This window comes from Ruegeria sp. BHSB058 (genome assembly GCF_059613285.1).
Genome location: NZ_JBXWSF010000030.1, coordinates 19,800 through 45,100 on the forward strand (window position 1 = coordinate 19,800; position 25,301 = coordinate 45,100).

The 25,301-nt window shown below is 59.9% G+C and carries 25 protein-coding genes and 1 tRNA gene; 15 read left to right on the forward strand and 11 right to left on the reverse strand.

The genetic code is table 11. The annotated features are described in order from the left end of the window. Positions 1-19 precede the first annotated feature (19 nt). From AC2FNB_RS09855 to AC2FNB_RS09870, 4 genes are all read left to right on the forward strand, one after another. Entirely contained in the window at positions 20-406 is a 387-nt protein-coding gene (locus AC2FNB_RS09855) for a hypothetical protein (RefSeq protein ID WP_496746003.1), read from the forward strand. Between the two features lie 139 nt (positions 407-545). After that, positions 546-4,001 carry a chromosome segregation SMC family protein gene (locus AC2FNB_RS09860; RefSeq protein WP_496746005.1) on the forward strand — a complete coding sequence of 1,152 codons (3,456 nt, stop codon included), beginning with the start codon at positions 546-548 and terminating at the stop codon, positions 3,999-4,001. Between the two features lie 9 nt (positions 4,002-4,010). Then, a complete protein-coding gene (locus AC2FNB_RS09865; RefSeq protein ID WP_496746007.1) occupies positions 4,011-4,424 on the forward strand; it encodes a hypothetical protein in 414 nt (137 codons plus the stop codon). A 60-nt stretch (positions 4,425-4,484) separates the two neighbouring features. Next, a complete protein-coding gene (locus AC2FNB_RS09870) occupies positions 4,485-4,844 on the forward strand; it encodes a hypothetical protein (RefSeq protein WP_480750657.1) in 360 nt (119 codons plus the stop codon). Positions 4,845-4,857: 13 nt separating this feature from the next. On the opposite strand, the gene AC2FNB_RS09875 is transcribed toward AC2FNB_RS09870, so the two are convergent. The 3 genes from AC2FNB_RS09875 to AC2FNB_RS09885 are packed head-to-tail and all read right to left on the reverse strand — an operon-like array spanning position 4,858 to position 7,978. Continuing rightward, a complete protein-coding gene (locus tag AC2FNB_RS09875; protein ID WP_496746009.1) occupies positions 4,858-5,910 on the reverse strand; it encodes an ABC transporter substrate-binding protein in 1,053 nt (350 codons plus the stop codon). Further along, positions 5,910-7,283, reverse strand: a complete 1,374-nt coding sequence (locus AC2FNB_RS09880; RefSeq protein ID WP_496746011.1) for a sensor histidine kinase — start codon at positions 7,281-7,283, stop codon at positions 5,910-5,912. The genes AC2FNB_RS09875 and AC2FNB_RS09880 overlap by 1 nt, the downstream gene beginning before the upstream one ends. After that, positions 7,280-7,978, reverse strand: a complete 699-nt coding sequence (locus AC2FNB_RS09885; protein WP_480750654.1) for a response regulator — start codon at positions 7,976-7,978, stop codon at positions 7,280-7,282. The genes AC2FNB_RS09880 and AC2FNB_RS09885 overlap by 4 nt, the downstream gene beginning before the upstream one ends. A gap of 113 nt (positions 7,979-8,091) precedes the next feature. Between AC2FNB_RS09885 and AC2FNB_RS09890 the strand changes: the two genes are divergently transcribed. The 4 genes from AC2FNB_RS09890 (at position 8,092) to AC2FNB_RS09905 (ending at position 11,715) form a co-directional block, all read left to right on the forward strand. Then, on the forward strand, positions 8,092-9,057 hold the full coding sequence (locus tag AC2FNB_RS09890) for a Bug family tripartite tricarboxylate transporter substrate binding protein (protein ID WP_480750653.1): 966 nt from the start codon (positions 8,092-8,094) through the stop codon (positions 9,055-9,057). A 63-nt stretch (positions 9,058-9,120) separates the two neighbouring features. Continuing rightward, positions 9,121-9,552: a tripartite tricarboxylate transporter TctB family protein gene (locus AC2FNB_RS09895; RefSeq protein WP_480750652.1), complete on the forward strand. Its 432-nt coding sequence runs from the start codon at positions 9,121-9,123 to the stop codon at positions 9,550-9,552. 15 nt (positions 9,553-9,567) lie between these two features. Next, a complete protein-coding gene (locus tag AC2FNB_RS09900; RefSeq protein WP_480750651.1) occupies positions 9,568-11,106 on the forward strand; it encodes a tripartite tricarboxylate transporter permease in 1,539 nt (512 codons plus the stop codon). Positions 11,107-11,328: 222 nt separating this feature from the next. Continuing rightward, positions 11,329-11,715, forward strand: coding sequence for a metallopeptidase family protein (locus tag AC2FNB_RS09905; RefSeq protein ID WP_480750650.1), 387 nt, complete (start codon positions 11,329-11,331; stop codon positions 11,713-11,715). 138 nt (positions 11,716-11,853) lie between these two features. Here the strand turns inward: AC2FNB_RS09905 and AC2FNB_RS09910 are convergent. Then, positions 11,854-11,930: transfer RNA gene (locus tag AC2FNB_RS09910), tRNA-Pro, on the reverse strand. Between the two features lie 127 nt (positions 11,931-12,057). Between AC2FNB_RS09910 and AC2FNB_RS09915 the strand changes: the two genes are divergently transcribed. Further along, complete coding sequence (locus tag AC2FNB_RS09915; RefSeq protein WP_496746014.1) at positions 12,058-13,650, forward strand: Na/Pi cotransporter family protein; 1,593 nt, start codon at positions 12,058-12,060, stop codon at positions 13,648-13,650. Positions 13,651-13,653: 3 nt separating this feature from the next. On the opposite strand, the gene leuB is transcribed toward AC2FNB_RS09915, so the two are convergent. Then, a complete protein-coding gene (leuB, locus tag AC2FNB_RS09920; protein WP_480750638.1) occupies positions 13,654-14,757 on the reverse strand; it encodes a 3-isopropylmalate dehydrogenase in 1,104 nt (367 codons plus the stop codon). 91 nt (positions 14,758-14,848) lie between these two features. Here leuB and AC2FNB_RS09925 point away from each other — a divergent pair, with 91 nt between their 5' ends. Further along, complete coding sequence (locus tag AC2FNB_RS09925) at positions 14,849-15,382, forward strand: redoxin domain-containing protein (protein ID WP_496746017.1); 534 nt, start codon at positions 14,849-14,851, stop codon at positions 15,380-15,382. Here the strand turns inward: AC2FNB_RS09925 and AC2FNB_RS09930 are convergent. Next, positions 15,379-16,275 (reverse strand): LysR family transcriptional regulator, encoded by an 897-nt coding sequence (locus AC2FNB_RS09930; RefSeq protein ID WP_496746019.1) that lies wholly within the window; start codon positions 16,273-16,275, stop codon positions 15,379-15,381. The genes AC2FNB_RS09925 and AC2FNB_RS09930 overlap by 4 nt on opposite strands. A gap of 87 nt (positions 16,276-16,362) precedes the next feature. On the opposite strand from AC2FNB_RS09930, the gene AC2FNB_RS09935 reads away from it, so the two are divergent. Beyond that, positions 16,363-17,271 carry a Rossmann-fold NAD(P)-binding domain-containing protein gene (locus AC2FNB_RS09935; RefSeq protein ID WP_496746021.1) on the forward strand — a complete coding sequence of 303 codons (909 nt, stop codon included), beginning with the start codon at positions 16,363-16,365 and terminating at the stop codon, positions 17,269-17,271. Here the strand turns inward: AC2FNB_RS09935 and AC2FNB_RS09940 are convergent. The 5 genes from AC2FNB_RS09940 to leuC all read right to left on the reverse strand — a co-directional run bounded on the left by AC2FNB_RS09940 (position 17,221) and on the right by leuC (position 22,063). After that, a complete protein-coding gene (locus tag AC2FNB_RS09940) occupies positions 17,221-18,288 on the reverse strand; it encodes an endonuclease/exonuclease/phosphatase family protein (RefSeq protein ID WP_496746023.1) in 1,068 nt (355 codons plus the stop codon). The genes AC2FNB_RS09935 and AC2FNB_RS09940 overlap by 51 nt on opposite strands. After that, entirely contained in the window at positions 18,285-19,118 is an 834-nt protein-coding gene (locus AC2FNB_RS09945) for a hypothetical protein (protein WP_480750633.1), read from the reverse strand. The genes AC2FNB_RS09940 and AC2FNB_RS09945 overlap by 4 nt, the downstream gene beginning before the upstream one ends. A gap of 313 nt (positions 19,119-19,431) precedes the next feature. Continuing rightward, positions 19,432-20,037 carry a 3-isopropylmalate dehydratase small subunit gene (gene leuD / locus AC2FNB_RS09950; protein ID WP_496746025.1) on the reverse strand — a complete coding sequence of 202 codons (606 nt, stop codon included), beginning with the start codon at positions 20,035-20,037 and terminating at the stop codon, positions 19,432-19,434. Between the two features lie 41 nt (positions 20,038-20,078). Next, a complete protein-coding gene (locus tag AC2FNB_RS09955) occupies positions 20,079-20,621 on the reverse strand; it encodes an HdeD family acid-resistance protein (RefSeq protein ID WP_496746027.1) in 543 nt (180 codons plus the stop codon). A 38-nt stretch (positions 20,622-20,659) separates the two neighbouring features. Continuing rightward, positions 20,660-22,063: a 3-isopropylmalate dehydratase large subunit gene (leuC, locus tag AC2FNB_RS09960; RefSeq protein ID WP_496746029.1), complete on the reverse strand. Its 1,404-nt coding sequence runs from the start codon at positions 22,061-22,063 to the stop codon at positions 20,660-20,662. 261 nt (positions 22,064-22,324) lie between these two features. Between leuC and AC2FNB_RS09965 the strand changes: the two genes are divergently transcribed. The 4 genes from AC2FNB_RS09965 to AC2FNB_RS09980 all read left to right on the forward strand — a co-directional run bounded on the left by AC2FNB_RS09965 (position 22,325) and on the right by AC2FNB_RS09980 (position 25,202). Further along, on the forward strand, positions 22,325-23,677 hold the full coding sequence (locus AC2FNB_RS09965; RefSeq protein WP_480750629.1) for a mechanosensitive ion channel family protein: 1,353 nt from the start codon (positions 22,325-22,327) through the stop codon (positions 23,675-23,677). 154 nt (positions 23,678-23,831) lie between these two features. Next, complete coding sequence (gene rsfS / locus AC2FNB_RS09970) at positions 23,832-24,194, forward strand: ribosome silencing factor (protein ID WP_480750628.1); 363 nt, start codon at positions 23,832-23,834, stop codon at positions 24,192-24,194. A gap of 44 nt (positions 24,195-24,238) precedes the next feature. Then, the gene (rlmH, locus tag AC2FNB_RS09975) at positions 24,239-24,709 is read left to right on the forward strand and encodes a 23S rRNA (pseudouridine(1915)-N(3))-methyltransferase RlmH (protein ID WP_496746031.1); all 471 of its coding nucleotides are present in this window, start codon (positions 24,239-24,241) and stop codon (positions 24,707-24,709) included. 7 nt (positions 24,710-24,716) lie between these two features. Next, complete coding sequence (locus tag AC2FNB_RS09980) at positions 24,717-25,202, forward strand: flavodoxin family protein (RefSeq protein WP_496746033.1); 486 nt, start codon at positions 24,717-24,719, stop codon at positions 25,200-25,202. Positions 25,203-25,301 lie beyond the last annotated feature (99 nt).

Below are 25,301 nucleotides of genomic sequence, written 5' to 3' on the forward strand. Positions count from 1 at the left end.
ATAACTGCGACTGGTAGGCATGCTGCGTTGTCTGCCCTTCGTCCTCCTCGCCTCCTGCGCGACAGCCACCCCTCATTTCAAGGGCGTTTCGCCAACGCGTGTCGATATCGACGGCAGTTTATTCGACGTGCGGGTAAGGGGCAATCTGGCTGAGGCTGTTCGGGTCAACGGTCAATACGCACCCCGACTGGGGCCGATCCGCCAGCGCGCAGGGATGGCGATGGCCCAGGTTTCCGGATGCGAAGTTCTGGACGTTCTGGGCGATTCCGCCGTGACCACCGGAATTCTCGGATGCGACAGAGCTACAGGAGAGAAGCTGTTGCAGATTGCCAGGTCCACGCCCAACTACGATTGTATCGAAGTCGCCGGTCCCTATTACACAGATTTTGAGTGCTACCCTTACTAAGGTCCCTGAACTGGGGGAATCGGCAAGATATTGTGGATAACTGGCGCGATTGCGCCATATACAGCGTATCGGCGTTGACACAGGCCCCTTCCATTGCGCAGACTCGGACACCTACGGGAATCAAGGGACAGGTCCACCGTTGCGTTTCAACAAGCTCAGACTGACCGGCTTCAAAAGCTTCGTCGATCCGACCGATCTGATCATAGCGGACGGTTTGACAGGCGTGGTCGGCCCAAACGGCTGCGGCAAGTCCAACCTGCTTGAGGCACTGCGCTGGGTAATGGGTGAAAACCGTCCCAAGGCGATGCGCGGCGGCGGGATGGAGGACGTGATCTTTGCAGGTGCCGCCACCCGGCCCGCCCGCAATTTCGCCGAGGTGGCGCTGACAATCGACAATTCGGAACGTCTGGCCCCGTCGGGCTTCAATGACAGCGACCAGTTGGAAATTATCCGTCGCATCACCCGAGATGTCGGCAGTGCCTACAAAACCAACGGCAAGGACGTTCGGGCGCGTGACGTTCAGATGCTCTTTGCTGACGCCTCGACAGGTGCGCATTCGCCGGCGCTGGTCCGTCAGGGCCAGATTGCCGAACTGATCAACGCCAAGCCCAAGGCGCGACGTCGCATTCTGGAAGAGGCGGCGGGGATCTCGGGTCTCTATCAGCGCCGGCACGAGGCCGAGCTGAAGCTGAAAGGCACCGAAACCAACCTCACCCGCGTCGATGATGTGTTGGAACAACTGGGTGCGCAGTTGGCGCAATTGGCACGCCAGGCCCGACAGGCTGCGCGCTATCGCGAAATCGGAGAACAGCTGCGCCAGGCCGAAGGCATGCTGCTGTATCGCCGTTGGAAGGAAGCAGAGCTTGCCCGCCAAATGGCTGAGGACAAGCTGCGCGAACGTATTACCGAGGCGTCGAGGGCCGAGGCCGGGGCGCGGCAGGCCGAAGCGGCACGTGCAAAAGCCGACGAGGTTCTGCCACCACTGCGCGAGGAAGAGGCAATCGCTGCCGCCATCCTGCAGCGCCAGCAGGTTCAGCGCGATGCGCTTGCCGATCAGGAGACCCGCGCCCGTCAGACCATCGAAACCCTGACGGCCCGCATTCTGCAACTGGCCCGCGATATCGAGCGCGAGACCGGCTTGAATCGTGACGCGGGCGAAACCATAGAGCGGCTGGAATGGGAATCACGCGAACTCGCAAAAGCCGCCGAAGGTCATGGTGACAAGCTTGCCGAGGCTGCCGAAACCGCGCGCGAAGCGGCGGCGGTACTGCAGGAACGCGAAGATCACCTGTCTCAGGAAACCGAGGATATGGCCCGCCTCGTCGCCCGCCACCAATCGGCGCAGCGCCTAGTCGAAGACAGTCGCAAGACTTTGGCGCGTTCGGAGACCGAAGAAGAGAAGGCTCGTGCCGCGATGGACGACGCCCACGAAGCGCTAAGCCGCGCGGAGGAGGCGTACGGGGCGGCTCAGGAGGCCGAAGAAGAAGCCCGCGAAGCCGCCGAAGTGGCCGAAGAGGCGCTCGCTGCTGCCGATGAACTGCGCAGCGATACGCAAGCGCGCGAGGCAGATGCGCGCGCCAAGCGGTCAGAGGCCGAAGGTGAACTTGGCGCGATCCGCGCTGAAACCAGCGCATTGGCCAAGCTTGTGGCACGCGACACTGCCGAGGGCGGGCAGGTGATGGACCTTCTTCGTGTCGATCCTGGCTTTGAAAAAGCTTTGGGTGCGGCTTTGGCTGACGATTTGCGTGCTCCGGTGGTCGAAAGAGACGGCCCGTCCGGTTGGGTCAAGGTGCCCGGCTATGATGAAGACCAACATTTGCCGGATGGAGCGGAACCGTTGGCTTTGCATGTCTCGGGTCCCGACCGTCTGAGCCGACGTATTGCTCAGATCGGCATCGTCGAAACAGAACAGGGCGCGCGGCTGCAGCCCCTGCTGAAACCCGGGCAGCGACTGGTGTCGCAATCGGGGGATCTGTGGCGTTGGGACGGATTCCGTACCTGGGCCGAAGATGCGCCAAGTGCTGCCGCGATGCGCTTGGAACAGTTGAACCGTCTCGAAGCGCTGAAACAGGAACTGGCCCGCACCGAAGCACAGGCCGATGGTGCCCGAGCCGCCCATGACAGCCTGTCGCGCAAACTGGCCGAAGTGACCGAGGCAGACCGCCGCGCTCGCGAGGCGCGCCGCGCTGCCGATCAGCGTGTGGCCGAAACCGCCCGCTCGCTCAGCCGTGCTGAGGCGGATCGAAATCTTGCACAGGGCAAGCTGGAAACCCTGTCCTTGTCAGTGGACCGCCACAAGGAAGACGCCATGGCCGCCCGCGTGCAACTGCGCGAGGCCGAGGGCGCCTTGGCGAGTTTGGGCGATGTCAACAGCGCCCGCGCCCATGTCGAGGACATCAAGCAGACAGTCGAAGCCGCGCGGATCACGATGTTGACCCACCGTTCGACCCATGACGAATTGCGCCGCGAGGGCGAGGCGCGCACGCGCCGCTCTCAGGAAGTGGCGAAGGATCTGAGTGGCTGGCGGCATCGGCTTGAAACTGCAGGCAAGCGGATTGGGGAACTGACCGAGCGAAAGGCAGCCTCAGAAGAGGAGTTGTCCGAAGCCATGGCGCTGCCGGGAGAAATTGCAGAGGCCCGCGAAAATCTGAACGAACAGATCGAAGCCGCCGAGGCGCGACGGGCCGAAGCAGCTGATCGGTTGGCTGAGGCCGAAAACCAACAGCGCGCCGCCATTCTGGCTGAGCGTGAGGCGGAACGATTGGCCTCCGAAGTGCGCGAGGCACGGGCCGCCGCCGAAGCGCGTTGCGAGGCGGCGCGCGAAACAGTTCAGACCGCGGCGGAGCGGATCGCCGAGGATCAGCAACTGACCCCCAACCAGCTATTGAACCAGTTGGATGTCGATCCCGACCGGATGCCGTCGGCAGATGCGCTGGAGGCCGAGGTGAACCGCCACAAGCGTCAGCGTGATGCGATGGGCGCGGTAAACCTGCGAGCCGAGGAGGACGCTCGTGAGGTTCAGGAAGAATACGATACTCTGAATTCCGAGAAATCCGATCTGGAAGAGGCGGTAAAGGCCCTGCGCAGTGGCATCTCAAGCCTGAACCGTGAGGGGCGCGAGCGGTTGTTGACGGCGTTCGAGCAGGTGAACACCAACTTTGCTATGCTGTTCAAGCATCTGTTTAACGGCGGCGAGGCCAATCTGGTCATGGTCGAAAGCGACGATCCATTGGATGCCGGCCTGGAAATCATGTGTCAGCCGCCGGGCAAAAAACTTTCGACTCTCAGCCTTCTGTCGGGGGGCGAGCAGACGCTGACCGCAATGGCCCTGATCTTTGCCGTGTTCCTGGCCAACCCAGCCCCGATCTGCGTGCTTGACGAGGTGGACGCACCGTTGGACGATGCCAACGTGACCCGGTTCTGCGACCTTCTGGACGAAATGTGCCGCCAGACCGACACTCGTTTCTTGATCATTACCCACCACGCGGTGACGATGGCACGGATGGACAGGCTGTTTGGCGTGACTATGCAGGAACAGGGCGTCAGCCAGTTGGTCTCGGTCGACCTCAAGAAAGCCGAGGCGATGGTCGCCTAGACAATCAAAGTGGCAAAACGTCAAGATTTCTGCTATCATCTTAGTATGTTAGTTGTGCTTATGTTTTGTGTTCTGGCGATCATCTCCACGCCGTCGCAGGCGCAAGACATCCAATCTGCGCAGTTCTGGTCTATGGGCGGCGAAACTGCCTACCCGACCACTCCTCGTTTGTCTAAATCCCTGCTGCTTGACACTTCGACCAGACACGCACCAGTTCACCACGCGCATTCGCTGAGGGAACGGTTTGGCGATGGGATTTCAATTGGAATGGTTCAGTTCAAATGGCACGGCGCATTTTGCGTCAGCCTTCGAAAGGTGTTCAGCCGTTGTGATTTTCTGATCGAAAAAGATCAGCTGATGCTCTATTCGCGAGAAGGGACCGGCCAAATGCGCCTGCGGGTTCAGTTCAGCGTGCGGCCTTAAGTCGGTCTGCTCACCGCATCGTTACTCCCTGTCCAAGGCAATGTGCGCCAAAATCGCCCAATGAAAACTGTCGCCGTATTTTTCTTGTTGTCCGCGACCCCGGTCGCTGCAGCCGATTGGCATACCCGTCCTGGGGACGTCCCTCTCAGCCACGAAGAACTGAAAAATCTCCCTGGCCAAACGTTGACGTTCTATGATGATGGTCAATCCAAATACTCTGCCGGAGGTGCCTATTCCTATACTTATTCGCTGGCAAACGGCGGTGGGACTGCGTTTGGAACATATCGGATTGCAGAAGATGGCAGCGTCTGCACAGAGTTCCAAAATGGGTTCAACAGGTGTGATCTCTATGTTCGCAACGGTGGTCGTCTGATCCTGATAAACGAGAAAGGCGAGCGCTATCCGGTGCGATCCAAATAACATGCTCGGTCGATCAACGGGACAGTGCCTGTTGCCATCGTGACAGGAATTGGGCTGATTTCATCCGGTCCATAGCAACAAGGAGTGGTGGTCCAAGCTGTATCAATCGCGTTCTGGCGGTCGTTTCCTCTAACTCATCCGCGGAAAACGGCGCCATGGAGGGGGTCACCAGATGAGATTTTGTCATCATCAGTTGCCCTTCTGTGGACAGTATGTAATCCAAAAACGCTGTGGCGTGTGGGCTGGGCTGGCTTCCTGGCAGGATAGCAGCCCGTGACAGGATCAGCGTGTAGTCTTCCGGTGCGACGATGCCGAGTGTGGGGTCAGCGGTCGCAGCCTCGGCTGCGTATGACCCCAGAACGTTGTAGGCGACCAGATAATCACCGTTGCTCACGCCTGAAATGATCTCGGCCGAACAGCAGGTTGCGACGGCGCCGGATCTTGCAAAGGCTTCCAGCAACCCGCCAAAACTCGTCGCCTCTTGCGAATCCATGTAGGCAAATAGATATCCAAGCCCGGAGGATTCAATGTCATAAGTGGCGACTCGCCCGGCATAGGGCGATCCGTCCGGCCTCAGCAGATCTAGCAGATCGAAACGGGTGCGCGGGACCTCGTCCGGTGGCACCAGATCCCGATTATAGACCATTACCGCCGGTTCACGTGAAATGCCCCAGACCTGGTCACGCCAGCGCAGCGATTCTGGCAGGGAACGGGTTTCCGGAGACATCCAGGTTGCTGCGCAGTTGTCGTTGACCAGCTTCACAACCTGATGAACGCCGGAGCTGATCACAATATCGGCTCCCGCCGCTCCAATAGTGCAATCGCGTGCCGTCTGGGTGTAAAGTTCGTTTGATCCCCATTGTTCATATCGGATCGACAGATCCGGTCGTGTGGCAAGAAAATCGGTGATGGTTGGCGCAAAAATCGAAATGTCGGTTGTCGTGCGAAGGGTAAGGCTGATTACGGCATCAGGTGGGCCAAACATGCGAACGTCTTCTTGCGCGCCTGCCGGACTTGCCATGAAGCCGAAGCAAAGCAGGATCGTAAAGATGATACAGCGGATCATCAGGCCACCTTTCCGGGCAACACGATTGAGGCACGGAATCCTTGCGCACCCGCCTCCATCTCCAGCCGCCCGCCAAAAGCGTTGGCCACTGCTTGGGCAATCGACAGGCCAAGACCCGTACCGCGCGCGCTTCGGGTTGTGAATCTTTGACCATGAGCCTTGAGGATGTCAGCAGACGGGCCTGGACCGGAATCCTGCACCCAAAGGCAGACCGTCTTTCCGCTCTGATGAACGCCTATCGTCACCGGAGAGCGCCCGTGTGCCAGTGCGTTGCCAAGTAGATTCTTGGCCGCCTCGGTCAGGGACAGCGCGTCGGCCATGACAAACACAGGCGTTTCGCCGATCTCCAACCGGATTTCGGCTTGCGGTGCGAGTAGGCGGTAGTCGCCCTCCTCGAAGATATCAAGCGCAATGTCTCGCAGGTCGACTTGTTCGCGGCGGGCTGCATCACCACGATGGATGACCATGGCACGCGACAACATCTGATCCAGCAGGTGACTGAGGCGAACCGTTCCGTCATGAATCTGTTCCACGATTTGAGCGCGTTGGACCGCGTCGGTTTCGTCCGCGGCCAGATCAGCCTGAGCACGCAGAGCAGCAACCGGTGTGCGCAGCTGGTGGGCGGTGTCAGATATCAGGTTCTTCATTGTCGCGAACTGCTGATTCAATCGGCCCATGAAACCATTGATGGCCTGCACCATCGTGTCCACTTCACGCGGGACCGATGCGTCGATGCGGGTCAGGTCGCGGGGGTCTCGCGCCGTCAGACTGTTGGCAAGACGGTCGAGCGGGCGCAGCGACCGGCGCACGACAACAACCGCAAAGGCGAGCATGGCCAACCCGCCCACGGCGAGCCCGCCGAGCGCATTCCGTGTGATGTCGAATGCCAGTTCGTTGCGGGCAAGCATCGTTTGTCCGACGACAATTTCGATCTGCCCGGAAAAGCGGCGTTCGGCAAACCTTCTCGTCACCCTGATGAACCGAGCCGCCTCGCCGCTGATCTCAGCATCATACATAACCGTATCCGGCGCATTGTCGGGCGGAAGTGGAAGGCTGTCGTAACCCGTCAGCACTTGGCCATCCGGGCCGCGCAGCTGATAGGCGACGCGATCGTCGGACGCGAGGGCCAGAAGTTCAAATGCCGAAACCGGCAGATCGACGATGGGCAGGCCGTCAATAACCGAGACCGAGGCTGCAATGTCATTGGCGGCACCCATCAGCAACCTGTCATAGGCCTCTCGCGCCGCCGCACGGCCATAGGCAAAGGCCGCCATTGAAAGGACCACGCCCCCGATGATCAAGAGCCCGGTCAAACCGATTACCAAACGGGCCGATAGCGACAGGGACGGAGTGGTGCGGGCAGGTTTGGTCATGGAATCCGATCGCGCTCTTCCACAGCGTCAGTCGCGTCCAGTTTGTAGCCAAGCCCGCGCAGGGTTTGAATCTCGACATTGCCGCCAGCCAGCCGTTTGCGCAGGCGCGCCACGTAAAGCTCGATGGCGTTCACCCCTGGCGCCGCGTCATCAAAGGCGTAAAGCCCATCGATCAGCCGCTCTTTTGACAGAACCTGCCCGCGGTTCTTAACCAGAAGCCCCAGTAGTGAGAACTCACGCCGGGTCAGATCAAGGGGCCGACCGGCAAGCGTGGCGATGCCGGACGTCGCGTTATAGCTCAGCTCCCCCACAATCTGTTCGGCAGATCTGTCAGCCTGTTCGCGGCGCAGGATTGCGTGAAGCCGTGCTTCCAGTTCGCGATGATCAAAGGGTTTCACCAGATAATCGTCAGCTCCAAGGCTGAAGGCCGACAGCTTGTCATCGACAGAGAACTGCGCTGTCAGCATCAATACCGGGACGACCTGCCCGGCGCGCCGCATTTCGCTCAAGAGGTCTGTTCCGGCGCCGTCGGGCAGATTTATATCCAATATGACGGCATCATAGGATTGAACCTCGAAACAGGCCCGCGCATCGGCCAGGTTCGCCGCCAGATCACAGGCCATCCCCGAACGCGACAACCGCCGTTGGGTGGCCTCGGCCAAATCCTCGGAATCTTCGACCAGCAGAACCCGCATCCGCCCTCCTTCCTTTCGAAAAGGATGTGACAGGTTGGTGACAGCTTCAACCTGTATTGTGCTCGGGAACTTCGGCTGAGGAGATGAGCCGGAGACCACAGAGGAGAAATGTTATGGCATTAAATCTGGTTCGCGCGGCCATTGCGGCTGCGGGTCTTGGCCTTGCTACCGGCGCCGCGGCGCAGGAATGCATCGCGCCAGCCAACCCCGGCGGAGGATGGGATTTCACCTGCCGGCAAGTGGGCAAATCGCTTCAGGATCTCGGGCTGATCGACAAGACGATGCAGGTGGTCAATCTGGCTGGCGGCGGCGGCGGCGTGGCTTTTGCCGAGGTGGTCAACAAGCGTGGCGATGACAACGAGTTGATCGTTGCGGCCTCGTCGGCTACGGCAACCCGCCTGGCACAAGGGGCCTATCCCGGCAACACAATGGATCAGGTGCGCTGGCTGGCCTCGATCGGTGCCGATTACGGCGTGATCGCGGTGTCCAAGGACAGTCCAGTTCAGACGCTTCCCGAGCTGCTAGACCAGATCAAGGCGGACCCGACCAGTGTGTCGATTGCAGGCGGTTCAGCCGTGGGAGGCTGGGATCACCTGAAAGTACTGATCGCCGCAAACGCCTATGGGATCGACGATGTGCGCAGCGTGAAATACATTGCCTTTGACGGCGGTGGTGAGGCAGTGACACAGTTGCTTGCCGGTTCGGTTCAGGCCTTCACCGGTGATATCTCAGAGGCCAAGGGGTTCGTCGATTCAGGCGATATCCGCGTTATCGCGGTGCTAAGTCCTGAACGTTTGACAGGCGAATTCGCGGATTTCCCGACGGCGAAGGAACAGGGCATTGATGCAATTGGCGCCAACTGGCGTGGTTTCTATGCGCCCGGTGGCATGTCCGACGAGGCCTATGGAGAATGGGTCGAGAAGATCGGGACCCTCTACGCTTCGGACGAGTGGAAAGAGGTGATGGCAGCCAACGGTCTGGCCCCGCTTGACCTGCAAGGGGCCGATTTCCAAGCCTTCGTGTCCGACTCCGTGGTGCAGATCCAGCAGATCTCGCGCGACATCGGAATCATCAAATAACGCTTTAACCACGTGCCGTGGCGGGGCCGTGCCCTGCCGCGCACCCAATTCAGGGAGAACCGCATGAGCGATCGCATTTTCGGAGCCTTCGGCATTTGTCTGGCACTGTTCTATGCATGGGCGACGCTGCAGATTGAAGAAAGCTTTCTGTCGGACGCCGTCGGGCCGAAAACCTTTCCGCTCGCAATTGCCGTGATCCTGGGCCTGTCCTCGCTTGCCATTTTACTGCGCCCCGATGCCGAGCCGGAGTGGCCAAGCCTCGCGCGGCTGGCCGAGATCTTTGCCGCTGTTGTGGTGATGGTTCTCTATGCAGAATTGCTTGGCTCTCTGGGCTTTGTCATCGCCACTGCATTGGCTGCCACCTACCTGACCTGGCGGCTTGGAACCGGGCCACTGCAGGCGGTTCTGGTCGGCGTTTTGACCTCGGTCGGCATTTACGTCGTATTCAAACTCATTCTTGGACTGTCGCTTGCACGCGGTCCGCTCGGATTCTGAGAAAGGGATACTCTGATGGACATTCTTGCCTCGCTCGGCGACGGCTTTGCCACCGCACTTTCCCTCCAGAACCTCGCGCTTGCCCTGCTTGGCACGTTTCTGGGGACTATGATGGGCGCTTTGCCGGGGCTTGGCCCCTCGAACGGCGTCGCCATCCTCATTCCCTTGGCTTTCACGCTTGGGCTAGGGGCTACGCCTTCGCTGATCCTGCTCACCTCGGTCTACTACGGGGCCATGTATGGAGGCCGGATTTCCTCGATCCTTCTCAATATACCCGGAGATGAGCCAGCGATGATGACGTGCCTGGACGGCCATCCGATGGCGTTGAAGGGACAGGCGGGCGAAGCGCTTTCGTTATCTGGTGTGGCAAGCTTTGTCGGCGCATTTCTGGCCACCTGGGGCCTCATCCTGCTGGCGCCGCAACTGGTCAAGTTTGCCCTGCTCTTCGGCCCCGCCGAATATTTCGCGCTGTTCGTACTGGCCTTCGCGACGCTAGGAGGCGTGTCGTCAACCAATCAGGCGAAATCTGCCTTTGCCGCGATGCTAGGGCTTGGTCTTGCCGTGATCGGGGTAGATACCCAGACTGGCGTGCCGCGGCTGACTTTCGGCGAGGTGCATCTCTATGATGGCCTCGACTTTCTTGTTGCCATCGTCGGGCTGTTCGCCTTGTCAGAGGTCTTTATCTTCCTCGAACATCGCCACGGCGAGGCCGACGCCGATAGAAAAAAAGTTCAGGTGGGTCGATTGACGCCCTCGTGGAGCATGTTGAAATCGACCTTTGCCACTATGCTGCGGGCATCCGGTCTGGGGTTTATCGCGGGCGTTTTGCCGGGTGCGGGGGCATCGCTTGGGTCTTTCATCTCCTACTCGATGGAAAAGCGGTTGGTCGACCGGAAAAACAGCTTCGGCACAGGCGACCCGCGAGGGGTGGCCGCGCCCGAAGCGGGAAACAATGCCGCCGCCGGTGGCGCGCTGGTGCCCATGCTGGCGTTGGGTGTGCCGGGATCTGGTACCACGGCGGTGTTGCTAGCCGTTCTTCTTTCGCTCAATATCACGCCTGGCCCGTTGCTGTTCTCACAGAACCCGGATGTTGTCTGGGGGCTGATCGCCGCACTTTTCATTGCAAACTTTATGCTTCTGGCCATGAACATACCAATGGTCGGGCTGTTTACCCGCGTACTCATGGTGCCACCGCGTATTCTGATGCCGATCGTGGCGATGGTTAGTTTCGTTGGTATCTACGGAATCTCGGGTTCATCATTCGACTTGTTGGTCATGATTGGCTTTGGTGTGATGGGCTGGGTCTTGCGTAAGCTTGATGTGCCGCTGGTGCCGGTGATTCTGGGGACGCTGCTGGGCAACACGATGGAAAACAACTTGCGTCGCGCGGTTACGATCTCGAACGGGGACTACTGGACGCTGGTCGACAGCGGATTGTCGATTGCCCTGTGGGCGGTTGCTATCGCAGGTTTCATCTTGCCGCTTTTCGTGGGTCGCATCGTCAAGGCCCGTATGCACGCCCGCCGCGATACCGAAGGATCGACGGCGGATTGAGAAGGTGCCGAGTCTCCGTTTTAAAATGCCAAGCCGTTGTAAAGGTCTGTGCTGCGATGGCCAACCTTGTTGGTGGCACCTGGTCATGATCCCTTGGGCAGCAGCCAGATGGGTTATTGAACGACGGCCAAAACCCAAGCAGAGCGGCCAACTACGGCGCTTGGTTTTGCCACATTGTGTTTCATGCTTCACTGTGCCGCTCCCAGATGCCATATCCGTGGCATGCAAAACGACCTCGACCACTTTGAGAAGATCGCCCGTGATACCATCGCCTCGCTGCCAATGGCGTTCCGTCCCGCAGCCGAGGCCGTCATCCTGCGCATCTCCGATTGGCCGACGCCCGACATTTTGAATGAACTGAGTATCGCTGACCCCCTTGAGTTGACTGGGCTCTACGAGGGGATACCGATGACCGAGAAATCGTTTTCCGATGTGGCGCTACCAGCAGATTCCGTCTGGCTCTTCCGTCAACCCATTCTGACTGAGTGGCGTGAGCGTGGTGACGTCGAACTGGACGAGTTGATCGCCCATGTCGTAATTCACGAGTTCGCCCATCATTTCGGCTGGTCCGATGAGGACATTGCCGCAATCGACCAATGGTGGGCTTAAACGCAATCTGGTCTCGATTACAGCATATGCTTGGAAAACCGTCTCAAAAGGCTCCTTGACGCCGATGACGGTCAAAAAAAAAGGGGCAGTTTAACAAACCGGAAAACAAAAAAGGCCCAGTCAGAGGCCTTGTTTTATTGGTCGGAGTGAGAGGATTCGAACCTCCGGCCCCTGCCTCCCGAAGACAGTGCTCTACCAGGCTGAGCTACACTCCGACCGTGGCGGGTGATCTATACTCGCGGGCATACAGTTGCAAGAGGGATTCTGATAGTAGCTCGGGAAATTGCCTCTCTTGCCGGAAGGCGGCAATTGTCAGACGGTAGGCTCAATCGAGGGTCTGGCATGAACGGGAATTTATTCTATCTGGTTGGTGGCGTTGGCATGTTCCTTGTGGGCATGGAAATCATGACCAACGCCTTGCGCGAGGTTGCTGGCAGTCGTTTGCGCCGCATTCTTACGACGTTTACCACCACACCTTTGCGCGGCGTGCTGACGGGGGCGACGACGACTGCTGTTGTGCAATCCTCTAGCGCGACGACGGTCATGACAGTCGGTTTCGTGGGGGCCGGCTTGCTGACGATGCCCGAAGCTATGGGCGTGATCTACGGCGCCAATATCGGCACGACCGCGACCGGCTGGCTGGTCTCCGTTCTGGGCTTCAAGCTCAAACTGGGCAACGTGGCCTTGGCCTTGCTGTTCCCGGCCGCGCTGGTCGATTTGCTGGCACATGGGCCGGTGGCCCGGTTCGGGCGGGTGTTGTCCGGCCTGTGCCTGCTGCTCGTCGGGTTGGAACTGATGCAGACGGGAATGGGCGATCTGACCGAGACCGTGACGCCTGCCATGCTGCCGGGTGCAACCTTTCTGGGGTTGCTGACGCTGGTGGGAGCAGGTGCAGCCATCACCATTCTCATGCAATCCTCAAGCGCCGCGATGGCCTTGTCGCTGGTGATGCTGTCGGCGGGGGCGATTTCGATGATCCAGGCGGCCAGCCTTGTCATCGGCATGAACATCGGCACCACGTTCACCGCCCTGCTTGCCTCTCTGGGTGGATCGGTTCCGATGCGGCAAACGGCGATTGCCAACCTGATCTTCAACATTGCGACATCCGTGATCGCGTTTCCGTTATTGTTCCTGTTCCGTACGAATCTGGAGCATATCGCGGCGTCAACCGACGAAATGACCTCGCTCCTGGTTTTCCACACCGGGTTCAATCTGGCCGGAACAGCGTTGTTCCTACCGATAACACGCCAGTTTTCTGGTCTGGTTGCGCGCATTCTGCCCGACAAGCGGGAGCGTCTGATCGACCTTGACGAACGGCTGCTCAGCGATCCGGGTACCGCCATTCTCGCGGCGCAGACAGCCGTTTCGTCCATTGCGGCGCGGTTGTTCACTGCAATCGGATCGGCTCTGCAGCCCGAACCGGATTTGCGCCCTCTCGCGGCTCTTGGCGTATGCGCTGACGCGTTGGAGGAGTTGAGGAAATACCTTGCCGCCATTCGTCTCACCGAAGGGCGAGCGGCCGAAGAAGAAGCCTTTGCCGCCTTGCTTCATCAAATTGATCATCTGGACCGTCTGTTGCGCCGGGCCGGACAGAGAGGCCGGATGGAAACGCTGTTGTCGGACCGCCTGTTGCGCAGACCCGGCTTGGCTGCAGGCGTGGCGCTGTCGCTGGCGGCCGGCGATCTGGCGTCTCCGACGGTCGCGGTCCGCCTGCTGCGCTTGCAAGCGCTTGTCCAGCGTCGGGCCAAGCGCCACCGCCGCGCGATGATGCTGGGGGAACATGCAGGGCTTTATTCTCTGGAAGAAGTCTTTGCGCATACCGACGCGATGCGCTGGCTTGACAGGATACTGCATCATGCCGAGCGGGTGGCGCACTACCAGCCGCACAGCCCGGTCGCAGAGCCTGCGGCAGAAACATCCGCCGCAGGCCAGTAGAAATTACAGGCTGTTGTCCAACGCGGCGATGATGGCAGCGCCCATTTCCGTGGTCGACACCGGTTTGACGCCTTCATCGGCCAGCAGGTCGCCGGTGCGAACACCATCGGCTAGCACCTTTTCAACCGCCGCTTCCAGACGGTCAGCCTCGGCCCCATTATCAAAACTGTAGCGCAGCGCCATGGCGAAGCTCAGGATACAGGCGATGGGGTTGGCCTTACCCTGACCTGCGATGTCAGGGGCCGAGCCGTGTACGGGCTCGTAAAGCGCCTTGGGGCGGCCATTGGCCATGGGGGCGCCCAGCGACGCCGAGGGCAGCATGCCCAGGCTGCCGGTCAGCATCGCGGCGCAATCGGACAGGATGTCACCGAACAGGTTGTCGGTCAGGATCACGTCAAACTGTTTCGGCGCGCGCACCAGCTGCATGGCGCCGTTGTCGGCGTACATGTGGCTCAATTCGACCTCTGGATAATCTTTGGCCACGCGGGTCACCACCTCGCGCCACAGAATGCCCGATTCCATCACGTTGGCCTTCTCCATAGAGCAGACCTTCTTGTTGCGGCGCATTGCCAGTTCGAAGGCCGAGCGGGCAACACGTTCGATCTCGCTTTCGGTGTAGCGCTGAGTATTGATGCCCACGCGCTCGTTGCCTTCCTCGAAGATGCCACGCGGTTCTCCGAAATAGACGCCTGAGGTCAGTTCGCGCACGATCATGATGTCGAGACCCGCGACGATGTCCTTTTTCAGCGACGAGAAATCGGCCAGCGCGTCAAAGCACTGGGCGGGGCGCAGGTTGGAATAGAGATCCATTTCCTTGCGCAAACGCAACAGCCCGCGTTCGGGCTTCACACTGAAATCCAGGTCGTCATATTTCGGCCCGCCTACGGCACCCAACAGCACAGCATCCACGTCCTGCGCCTTGGCCATGGTCTCGTCCGCCAGCGGCTTGCCGTGCACATCATAGGCTGCACCGCCCACCAGGTCTTCGCTCACGTCAAAGTGAAGACCGCGGTTTGTACCAAACCAGTCGATGATTTTGCGCACTTCGGCCATAACTTCCGGGCCAATTCCGTCTCCGGGCAGGATGAGGAGCGAAGGGTTGGGCATGAACGGTCTCCTTGCGTTTCGTTGCCATCGCCCTAGCGTGTGCGCGGCAACGGGTCAATGAGACGATCCGGCCAAAACACGAGGAAAATACATGCTGATACCGGGAAATGCGGTCCCTGAACTGAAAATCGAAACCGTGGCGCACGGAAGCTTCGACTTGGACCGGGACAAAGGGAAAAACGGAACGCTGGTGATTCAATATCGAGGCGTGCACTGTCCGATCTGCGTCCGGCAGATGGGCGAGCTGGAGGCAGCGCTGGATGACTTTGCCGAACTTGGTGTCGAAGTCATCATGCTCAGCACGGATACGGCGGAACGCGCGGCGCAAACCGTCGAAAAGGCCGGAACCTCTCGCTTGCGCGTCGGGCACGGTCTGCCGCTTGCGGCGGCGCGGGATGATTGGGGGCTGTATATGTCGAAAGGCCGTGAAGGCACCGCCGAGGCGCCCTATTTCGCCGAACCCGGCCATTTCTATGTCGCCCCGGATCGCTCTTTGTATTTTGCCTGGCAGCAATCGACACCGTTTGGTCGTCCGTCCGTGGCGGATATCAAGGGTGGCATCAAATACGCGCTGGATAACAACTATCCACCACGCGGAACTCATACTGGCCCGCTTCCGGCCTAACGGTTCAACCCAAGCAAACCCTCCGCCAACAGGTTCCATACACGGCGAATGCGGGGGGTTTGCCGCATGGCTTGCGGCGCGGCCAGCCAGACCTGCAGAGGTGGGATGGGCAGATCGAACGGCAGCTCTTGCACTGTCGGATCGGCCTGTCCCACAGAGCGCTGCGTAAAGCCGATGCCGCATCCGGCGCGCACCAGTTCCCAATAAGCGCTGTGGTTGTCGCACCGCACGACGAACATCCCGCGCGTGGCAGGCCATCCCATTTCTCGCATCGTGGTGATGATCGCCTCGTCCGCGTCCAGCCCGACGAGATCATGGTCCATCAGATCTTCGATTTTCTCAGGCATTCCTGCGCGGTTCAGATAGGATTTGGCGGCAAATGCGGCCAGTTCGATATCCGTGATGTGCTGTGCCACAATGTCGAGTTGCCGGGGCGGGTACATGCGAACGGCGATATCCGCCTCGCGAAACAACAGGTTTTCGGTGGCGTCGGTCGGCACCAATTCCAACTGAATTTCGGGCTCCAACTCTCGGATGCGGGCAAGGATTGGCGGAAGGTTGTGGTGGGAAGCATAGACCGAGGCTGTGATCCTGACCGTACCTGCAAGGCTCTTGGCTTCGCCTGCGGTGATCAGTGAAATCTCCTGCATGGCATCGCGCATGCGGATTGCCATGGGTAACAGTTGCGCGCCAGTATCGCTCAGCCTCAGACCACGGGTGTGCCGGTGGAACAGCGACACGCCCAGGGATTGCTCCAGAGCCTGAATCTGACGGCCCAGAGTTGGTTGGCTGCTGTTCAGATTTCGGGCTGCGGCAGACAGGGAACCGGTTTCGACGACAGCCAGAAAGCTTTGAATCAGGGACCAGTCAGCGGAAATGAGCGATTTATCCATTCAGAAATGAATACATGATCTGCGTTTTTCTGCAATTCAATAACGTAATCGAATGGGTATCTTGCCCCCGAGAAGAGGAGAATACTCATGACACAGACAGTACTTGTTCTCGGGGCCTCGGGACGGTTTGGCCGAAATGCTGTATTGGCGTTTGCAAAGGCTGGCTGGACCGTGCGCGGATTTGACCGAAAGTCAGACGACTTGCTGATTGCAGCACAAGGTGCGGATGTGATCGTAAACGCCTGGAACCCGCCCTATACAGAGTGGGCCAAGCAGGTTGTCCCCCTTCATGCAAAGGTGATCGAGGCTGCGAAACTCAGCGGTTCGACGGTGATTGTGCCGGGAAATGTATATGTCTTCGGTGCAGATACGCCGGGGCCGTGGTCGGGCGCGACACCACACCTGGCGACCAATCCACTGGGACGAATTCGCAGACATATGGAAGAGGCCTATCGCGCCTCGACCGTGCGTACGATCCTGTTGCGGGCAGGGGATTTCATCGACACCGAAGCTTCGGGCAACTGGTTCGATCAGGTCATGATCAAGCCTTTGGCAAAGGGCAAATTCGTCTATCCCGGCGATCCGGACATACCGCACGCCTGGGCCTATCTGCCCGATCTTGCCCGTGCAGCCGTTGCCTTGGCGGAAATCCGAGGTGAATTGCCGCGGTTCGCGGAGGTGCCTTTTGCAGGGTTCACAGTGACCGGGCGAGACATTGCCGAGGGGTTGTCGCGGGTTCTGAGGCGACCGGTTTCGGTAAAGGAAATGTCGTGGTGGCCGCTTGAACTGGCGCAGCCGTTCTGGCCAATGGCGCGGCACCTGATCGAGATGCGGTACTTGTGGAACACGCCGAATTGTCTGGATTGTACGCATTTTGAGACCCTAGTTGGCCCATTTGTACAAACCGATTTCACGACCGCGCTGGCATCGGCGGTCCCGGCGGGACTACTCGGCCAAGAGATCCACCCAGACCAGCCGGTGACGGCTGGCGCGTGACGCGGCCTCATGCCCGTCCACATCGGGGGCGGGCCAATACACCCCGGCATCTGCCACCGACCAGTCCGAGGATGGCAAGACGTAATCGACGCGAAAGCGACCGATCCCGGGCCAGTCCACTGTGTCATGTGCGTCAGGCGAGCGGTGGTTCTGGTTTCCGGCACGCGCAGCACCGGCGCTTTGTGGAGCGGGGTCTTGCAGGCGTGGGTCGGACAGCAGGGTGCGGACGGTCTGGGTGCGACCATCGCTGTCGTGCGGGTCAAGATTTGCATCACCGGCGAGGACGAATTTCGTAGCATGGGCAGGGCCAAGCGCGCCGTCCAGATAGGCTTGCCACAGCCGGATTTCGTCACGGTTGCGAAGGCCGTTGCGATCTTCGGGGCCGTCGAAGACCGGCGGTGAGGCATGGAAGGTCATCAGATGAAACCGACCCGCTGGCGCATCGATTGGAATCGCCCAATGCGCGGTGGAAGACAGGCGTTGTTGCGCCTGCGCCTCTGCCGTGGGGAAGGGACCCGAAGCCGTCTGCGGCAGTTGCGCGCCGGGCAGGTCGCGCCACAGGAGGTTGGTGAATTCAACGACCGCCTCGTTTATGATCGGGTAACGGGACAGGACGGCCAGACCGCCTTGCCCGGAAAACTCGCCCCAACCCTGCGCGTCACCGGGGCCAAAGGTGCGCCCATCGCCGTCAAGGTCGAGCGCGGTTTCGATGCCGGAATTGGGTTGGCTGGAATAGCGGTGGGGATAGTCGATACCTGCCTTGCTGAGCAGGTCTGCCAGGGCGTTCAGGGCCAAACCGTCATGGTCCCAGTCGATACCTTGCAGGGCAATCACATCCGGCGCGACGGTTGAAATCACCGTGACAACATCCGTGACTTGCGGGTCGCTTCGTTGAATGTCGCGCAGCAACAGGCCAGGGCCCTTGCGGCTGAGTTCGGTGTTGTAGGTTGCGATACGCAAAACATCTGCCTGTGCCAGCGTTGGCAACAGCAGAAGCGGCAGAAAGGCCCGGATCATGCGGTCTGGGCGGCCTCGGCGGTGGAATAGGCGCGGCGGCGTTTTTCCTCGATCAGGCCGGCGATTCGCATCATGGCCATGCCTCGCATGATGATGCTGGCGGGCAGAAAGGCCCAGGCGCTCATGGTCCAGATCAGGGTTTGCGGATTGCCCAGCGAAATCGGGTCGATGACATCGGATGCCAGCTTGATCACTGCCGGAATAAGGAAGGGCAGCAGCACGCCCACCGTGACGTTGAGCCGACCGTCGCGTTGCAACCGGGTAACGACATCGCCGCCGGTTGTCGGGTCGAAAAGAGGAAGGTTCACCCAAACGTTGAAGGCCCCGTTGCCCAGGGGCCAGCCGCGAAAGCGCAGCGCGTAGGCAAAGGTGGCCACGGTGACCAGCGCGGCGATATAGGCGATTCCCGCCGACATCCGCACCAGATTGACCAGACCGGAACTGGCATCCGGCGGCAGCATCAAGACCACCAGACGCACGGGCGAATAGGGGAAATCGACGACATTCGAGATCAGTATGCCGACACCGGCAAACAAGGTGGTCAATCCTGTGGGCGCGTAGACGTGTTTGCAGACCAATGTCAGGAAGGTGACCATCGACATCAGGCCGACGAACCGCAGCCGGTTCAAAGGCGGCGCATCACGGAATTCGATGAAGCTGGGAAAGGCGGAGTTGTATTCGGCAAACGTCAGTACAAATGCGAGAATCGCGAGGAACACCACGATCTCTGTCGCATTCGAAGCTGAACCAGGCAGGTACAACGCAGGTGTGAGCACCAAAAGCGCCACAAGCAACCCACGTATCGCCGCCCCTGTTGTGCGTGCAAACACTATCCGAATCCCTTCAAACTGGACAGGCCGGTTCTTTGCCGCACCCTTGTTCCAACTTGTGCCCGCTTTGCAAAGCGGATGCCTCTTATAGGCATATTTGTGCCGACAACAGACATCCCTCTCAAGACACTAGGGCAACAAACACATGATTTGAGGCAAAAAGATGGCAAGAGTGGTGCCGCAATGCATCAATGGTGACTCAAATTCGACGTGTGTTCATAATTTTGCACTACATTTTGTGGTTGTGTAAAATTCGGCCCCAAATGAACAAAGGCCGCGCAGGGCGGCCTTTGTGGTTAACGTAGGGTCAGTCTTACACCCAGGGACGGGATTGGGCCGCTTCTGATTCGAATTTTGCGATATGTTCCGCCTTTTTCATCGTCAGCCCGATGTCATCCAGCCCGTTCAGAAGGCAGTGTTTCCGGTGCGGATCGATGTCAAACTTGATGACCGCGCCGTCAGACGTGGTGATTTCCTGAGTTTCCAGATCGATCGTCATTCGCGCGTTCTCGCCCTTGTGCGCGTCCTGCATCAGAACCTCATGCTGGTCGGGGGTGACCACGATCGGCAGGATACCGTTCTTGAAGCAGTTGTTGAAAAAGATGTCGGCGAAGCTGGTCGAGATGACCGACTTGATGCCGAAATCCTTGATCGCCCACGGTGCGTGTTCGCGCGATGATCCGCAGCCGAAGTTGTCGCCCGCGACCAGAATTTCAGCCTCGCGATAGGCAGGTTTGTTCAGCACGAAATCGGGCTTTTCGCTGCCGTCATCGTTATAGCGCATCTCGTCGAAGAGGACGACGCCAAGGCCCGACCGTTTGATGGTTTTCAGGTGGACCTTGGGAATGATCATATCGGTGTCGATGTTGATCAAAGGCATTGGGGCGGCCACCCCGTGGACTTTTTCGAACTTTTCCATTTTTTCACTCCTGCGGGAGAGGGCCAGCCCCGTTCCCCGCGCTATCCTTGTTTGATTTGGTTTCCGGCGCCCTTGAAGAACAGCGCCATGAAGATCAGGCCGAACCCGTTGAACAGCATCTCGATGCCCAGAAGGATGCCGAGCAGTTTCAGCAGCCAGGTGGGATCCTCCGCCGCGTAGTTCCAGATGATGGCGGCGAGAACCATCGACAGAACGCCCGAGATCAGTGTGGGCCAGAAAAACTGTGTTCCGCGCATCTGGAACGACAGGATGATGCGGGCGATACCGCCGGCCATGAACAGGATCAGAACCAGCATGGCCAGCGAAATGACGCCCTGCAGCGGATGAGACAGGAATGACCAGCCCAGAAACAGCATGATCGCGCCCATGATGATGGACAGGATCTTGGCACCGGTGCCTTCGACGGTGAAGCCGCCGATGACCTGAAGCCCGCCGCCGATGAGCAGCAGGATTCCGGTGAGCGTCGCGATGGCCACGGATGCCACGACAGGCGCGCCCAGGACGATGACCCCGAACACGATGAACAGTATTCCCAAAAGGAACAGTTTCAGCCAGTCACTCATTTCAGTCTCTCCCTCAAAAATTCAATTATGAGGGTAGCTTACATCAACTCGCGCACGTCTGTCAGCCGTCCTGTGATTGCCGCTGCGGCAGCCATTGCCGGGCTCAGCAGGTGGGTGCGCCCGCCGCGGCCCTGACGGCCCTCGAAGTTGCGGTTCGAGGTGGCGGCGCAGCGTTCGCCGGGGCTGAGCTGATCGGGGTTCATGGCAAGGCACATCGAGCACCCGGCCAGACGCCACTCGAACCCGGCTTCCTTGAAGATATCCGCCAGACCTTCTTCCTCGGCCTGGGCGCGGACAAGGCCCGAGCCGGGCACGACCATGGCACGCATACCGTCCTTGATCTTCTTGCCCTTGAGGATCGCGGCCGCGGCGCGCAGGTCTTCGATGCGGCCGTTGGTGCAGGAGCCGATGAAGACGGTGTCGATTTCGATATCGCTCAGCTTCTGGCCAGCGGTCAGCCCCATGTATTCGATCGAACGGCGGGCCGCGTCGATCTTGCCGCCGGTGAAATCCTCGGGGTTTGGCACGGTTGCGGTGATCGGCAGCACGTCTTCGGGCGAGGTGCCCCAGGTCACGACGGGTGCGATGTCCTCGCCCTTGAGGGTGATGACCTTGTCGAAATGCGCGTCGTCGTCGGAGTAGAGCGTTTTCCACCAGTTCAGCGCGGCTTCCCACTGCGCGCCCTTGGGGGCGTGGGGGCGGCCCTTGACGTATTCAAAGGTGGTCTCGTCCGGCGCGATCAGGCCAGCGCGGGCACCGCCTTCGATCGCCATGTTGCAGACGGTCATGCGACCTTCCATCGACAGATCGCGGATTGCTTCGCCGCAATACTCGATGACATAGCCGGTACCCCCGGCGGTGCCGGTCTCACCGATCACGGCCAGAGTGATATCCTTGGCGGTCACGCCCGGCTGCAACTTGCCGGTGATTTCCACCTTCATGTTCTTGGACTTCTTCTGGATCAGAGTCTGGGTGGCCAGAACGTGTTCGACCTCGGACGTGCCGATGCCATGGGCCAGCGCGCCGAATGCACCGTGGGTCGCTGTGTGGCTGTCGCCGCAAACCACGGTCATGCCGGGCAGGGTCCAGCCCTGCTCAGGGCCGACGATGTGCACGATGCCCTGACGGACGTCATTCACCGGGTAATAGTGAATGCCGAAATCCTTGGCGTTCTTGTCCAGCGCTTCGACCTGGATGCGCGATTCCGGGTTTTCGATCCCGTTCACGCGGTCCGGCGTGGTGGGCACGTTGTGGTCCGGTACGGCGATGGTTTTATCCGGTGCGTGCACCTTGCGGCCCGCCATGCGCAGCCCTTCGAAGGCCTGCGGGCTGGTGACCTCGTGCACGAGGTGGCGGTCGATATAGAGAAGGCAGGTGCCATCGTCGGCTTCGTGCGCGACATGGGCATCCCAGATCTTGTCATAGAGTGTCTTGGGGGACATCGGTCCTCTCCCGTTTTTTGAGAATAGCTGGCAAATGGTGGCTGGACGCCGATTATAGGCGCGCCAGAACCGTGCGGGCAGCCCCGAAAAACCGTTCACGCAACCGCGCGCGGTCCTGAAGATACGGGTTCGGAGCCGGGTAGTGTCTCATGTGCACCAGATATAACGGGGCACAGTGGCAATCAAGGTTGATCTTGGCATCACGACGGGCCTTGCGCTTGGCCGCCCGGCCCGGCCATGCTGAGGGCAGGAGGTACGCGAATGGACCCAGACCTGTTGCCGACCACGTTCACGGACGTGATCAACGCGTTCACGACGCAAGGCGCGAAACTTGTCGATCTGTTCCTGACCCCCGGTTGGCGGCAATACCAGATGCTGATTCTGCTGGTTCTGCTGGCGATCGCCTATTGCCTGAAGGTACTGACAAAAAACCGCTGGGATGCGTGGGCACGCACCCGCGAGGGTTGGCCGAAATGGCGGCTGCGCGTGCTGGTGCAGATCATGCGCCGTCTGACGCTGGCCTATTTCGCGTTGTTGTCCTGGGCGGTCTATCTGGTGATGCAGCAGGCGACGTGGCCATCGCGGAGTTACATCATCGGGGTTTTCGCGACCCTTGCGACGGCGTGGCTGATCATCGGTTTTCTGGCGCGGCTGGTTCGGAACCGAACACTGAGGCAGATCTTCAAGTGGTCCATGTGGGTTTATGCGACACTGGTCGCACTGAATCTGACTGATGATGTGGCCGGGTTCCTGGATGGCGTCGCCATTTCTATCGGCGATCTGCACATTTCCATATTGGGTATTCTAAAGGCAACGCTGCTGATCGGTGTCCTTTTGGTGCTGACGCGACTGGTTACTCAGGCAGCCGCGCGCGGGCTTGAGCAGAATGACGACCTTACACCGTCAATGCAGGTGCTTTTGACCAAGGCGATTCAAGTGGCGCTTTATGGGTTGGTCCTGATGGTTGCGATCAGGACTCTCGGGTTCGACCTGACCGGCATAGCCCTGCTATCTGGTGCTGTGGGTGTCGGCATCGGCTTTGGGTTGCAGAAAGTGGTGTCGAACCTGATCTCGGGCATCATCATCCTGATGGATCGCTCGATCAAGCCGGGCGATGTCATCTCGTTGGGCGACACCTTTGGCTGGATCAATGCGTTGGGCGCGCGATATGTGTCGGTGGTGACGCGGGATGGCCGCGAGTATCTGATACCGAACGAGGATCTGATCACAAACCAGGTGGTGAACTGGTCGCATTCGGATCGGTTCGTACGGTTGGACCTGAATTTTGGCACCGCCTATGATGACGATCCGCATCAGGTGCGCGCGGTGGCAATCAAGGCGGTCAAATCCGTTCGTCGGGTGCTGTCCGGGCCGGGGCATGAGCCGGTCTGTCACATAACCGGGTTCGGTGACAGCAGTGTCGATTACATCCTGCGGTTCTGGATCAGCGATCCGACGGCCGGCCTGACCAACATACGGGGCAACGTGTTTCTGGCGCTTTGGGACGCGTTCAAGGCCGAAGGCATCTCGATTCCGTTCCCGCAGCGAGAGGTTCGCCTGCTCAACGATGACGCCGGAAAAGAGACGGTTTCGCAACAACTTGCTGAAGAGTGAGCGCCCGTGACGCCGGGTTTCATTGAAATGACAAAATTTGGTTGCTAAATTCAACTTACCCCCGCGCCGGGGGGTTGGCCGGTGCTTTTCAAAGGAGGACTATGTCCTGTCTCTCAGTACACAGGCGGGTTTGCCCGCCGATAACGGGGCCGCAATGATGGCCCACTCTCAGCTTACCAGCGAAAAGCTGCTTGAGCGCATCCTTTCCTCACTATCCGATGACAAGGCCGAAGACGTTGTGCAGATCGATCTGCGCGGCAAGTCGTCGGTAGCGGATTACATGGTGATCGCGTCCGGACGTTCGACACGTCAGGTCTCGGCCATGGCGGAAAAGCTGATGGACCGCATCAAGCAGGAGTTCGGATTCACCTGCAAGGTCGAAGGCAAGGATGCCGGCGACTGGGCGCTGATCGATACGGGCGACGTGGTCGTTCATATCTTCCGCCCCGAAGTGCGGGAATTTTATCAGCTGGAAAAGATGTGGCTGCCGCAGGGTAGCAGCGCCTCGGCGAACTGAGGCGCTATCCCGGCCTGCGATTTCGGGCCGGAAGCGAGAGTTGAATGCGCGTTAGCATCTGCGCGGTCGGCCGATTGCGGGCCGGACCGGAGAAATCCCTGATTGACGATTATCTGACCCGGTTCGACCGGACGGGGCGGGCGCTGGGTCTGGGCCCGGCATGTGTGATCGAGGTCGAGGACAAGAAGAACGCGGGCATGGGCGCCGAGGCGGTCTTGCTGCGCAAGGCGCTGCCCAAGGGCGCGGTGATCTGCACATTGGACGAGCGTGGCAGGACGCTTTCGTCGCCCGATTTCGCGGACAAGTTGGCCGGGTGGCGTGATGCCGGGCGGCAGGATCTGGCGCTGATCATCGGCGGGGCCGACGGAATCGACGCGGACTTGCGGGCCGAGGCGGATTTCTCGATATCCTTTGGCGCGATGGTCTGGCCGCACATGCTGGTGCGGGTGATGCTGGCCGAACAGCTGTACCGGGCGGCCACGATACTGGCCGGAAGCCCCTATCACCGGGTATGACGGGGTCATGGCACAGCTTTTGATCGTCTACCATTCACGCACGGGCGGCAGCCGGCAGATGGCCGAGGCCGCCGGGGCGGGTGCGCGCGGCGAGGCGCAGGTGGTGCTGAAACCCGCCGATCAGGCGGGGCCGGATGATTTGCTGGCGGCAGACGGTTATGTCTTTTGTTGCCCCGAAAACCTGGCGGCGATATCGGGCGTGATGAAGGATTTCTTTGACCGCTGCTATTACCCGGTTCTGGGCCGGATCGAGGGGCGACCCTATGCGCAGATGGTCTGCGCCGGGTCAGATGGCGAAAATGCGGTGCGCCAGGTCGCCCGGATCGCGCAGGGCTGGCGTCTGAAGGAGGTTCAGCCCGCCATGATCGTGTGTACTCACGCGCAGACCCCCGAACAGATACTGGCGGAAAAGGTCATTCCCGAAGCCGAACTGGAACAGTGCCGCGAGCTTGGCATGGCGCTGGGCGCGGGGCTGAGCATGGGGGCGTTCTGACGTTCAGTCGAGGCTCAGGGTATAGGTCTGGCCGCTCCACCCGTCGACGAGGCAACGGGACTGGATCCGAACCTCGGTGACACCCGCAGGGATCGAAAC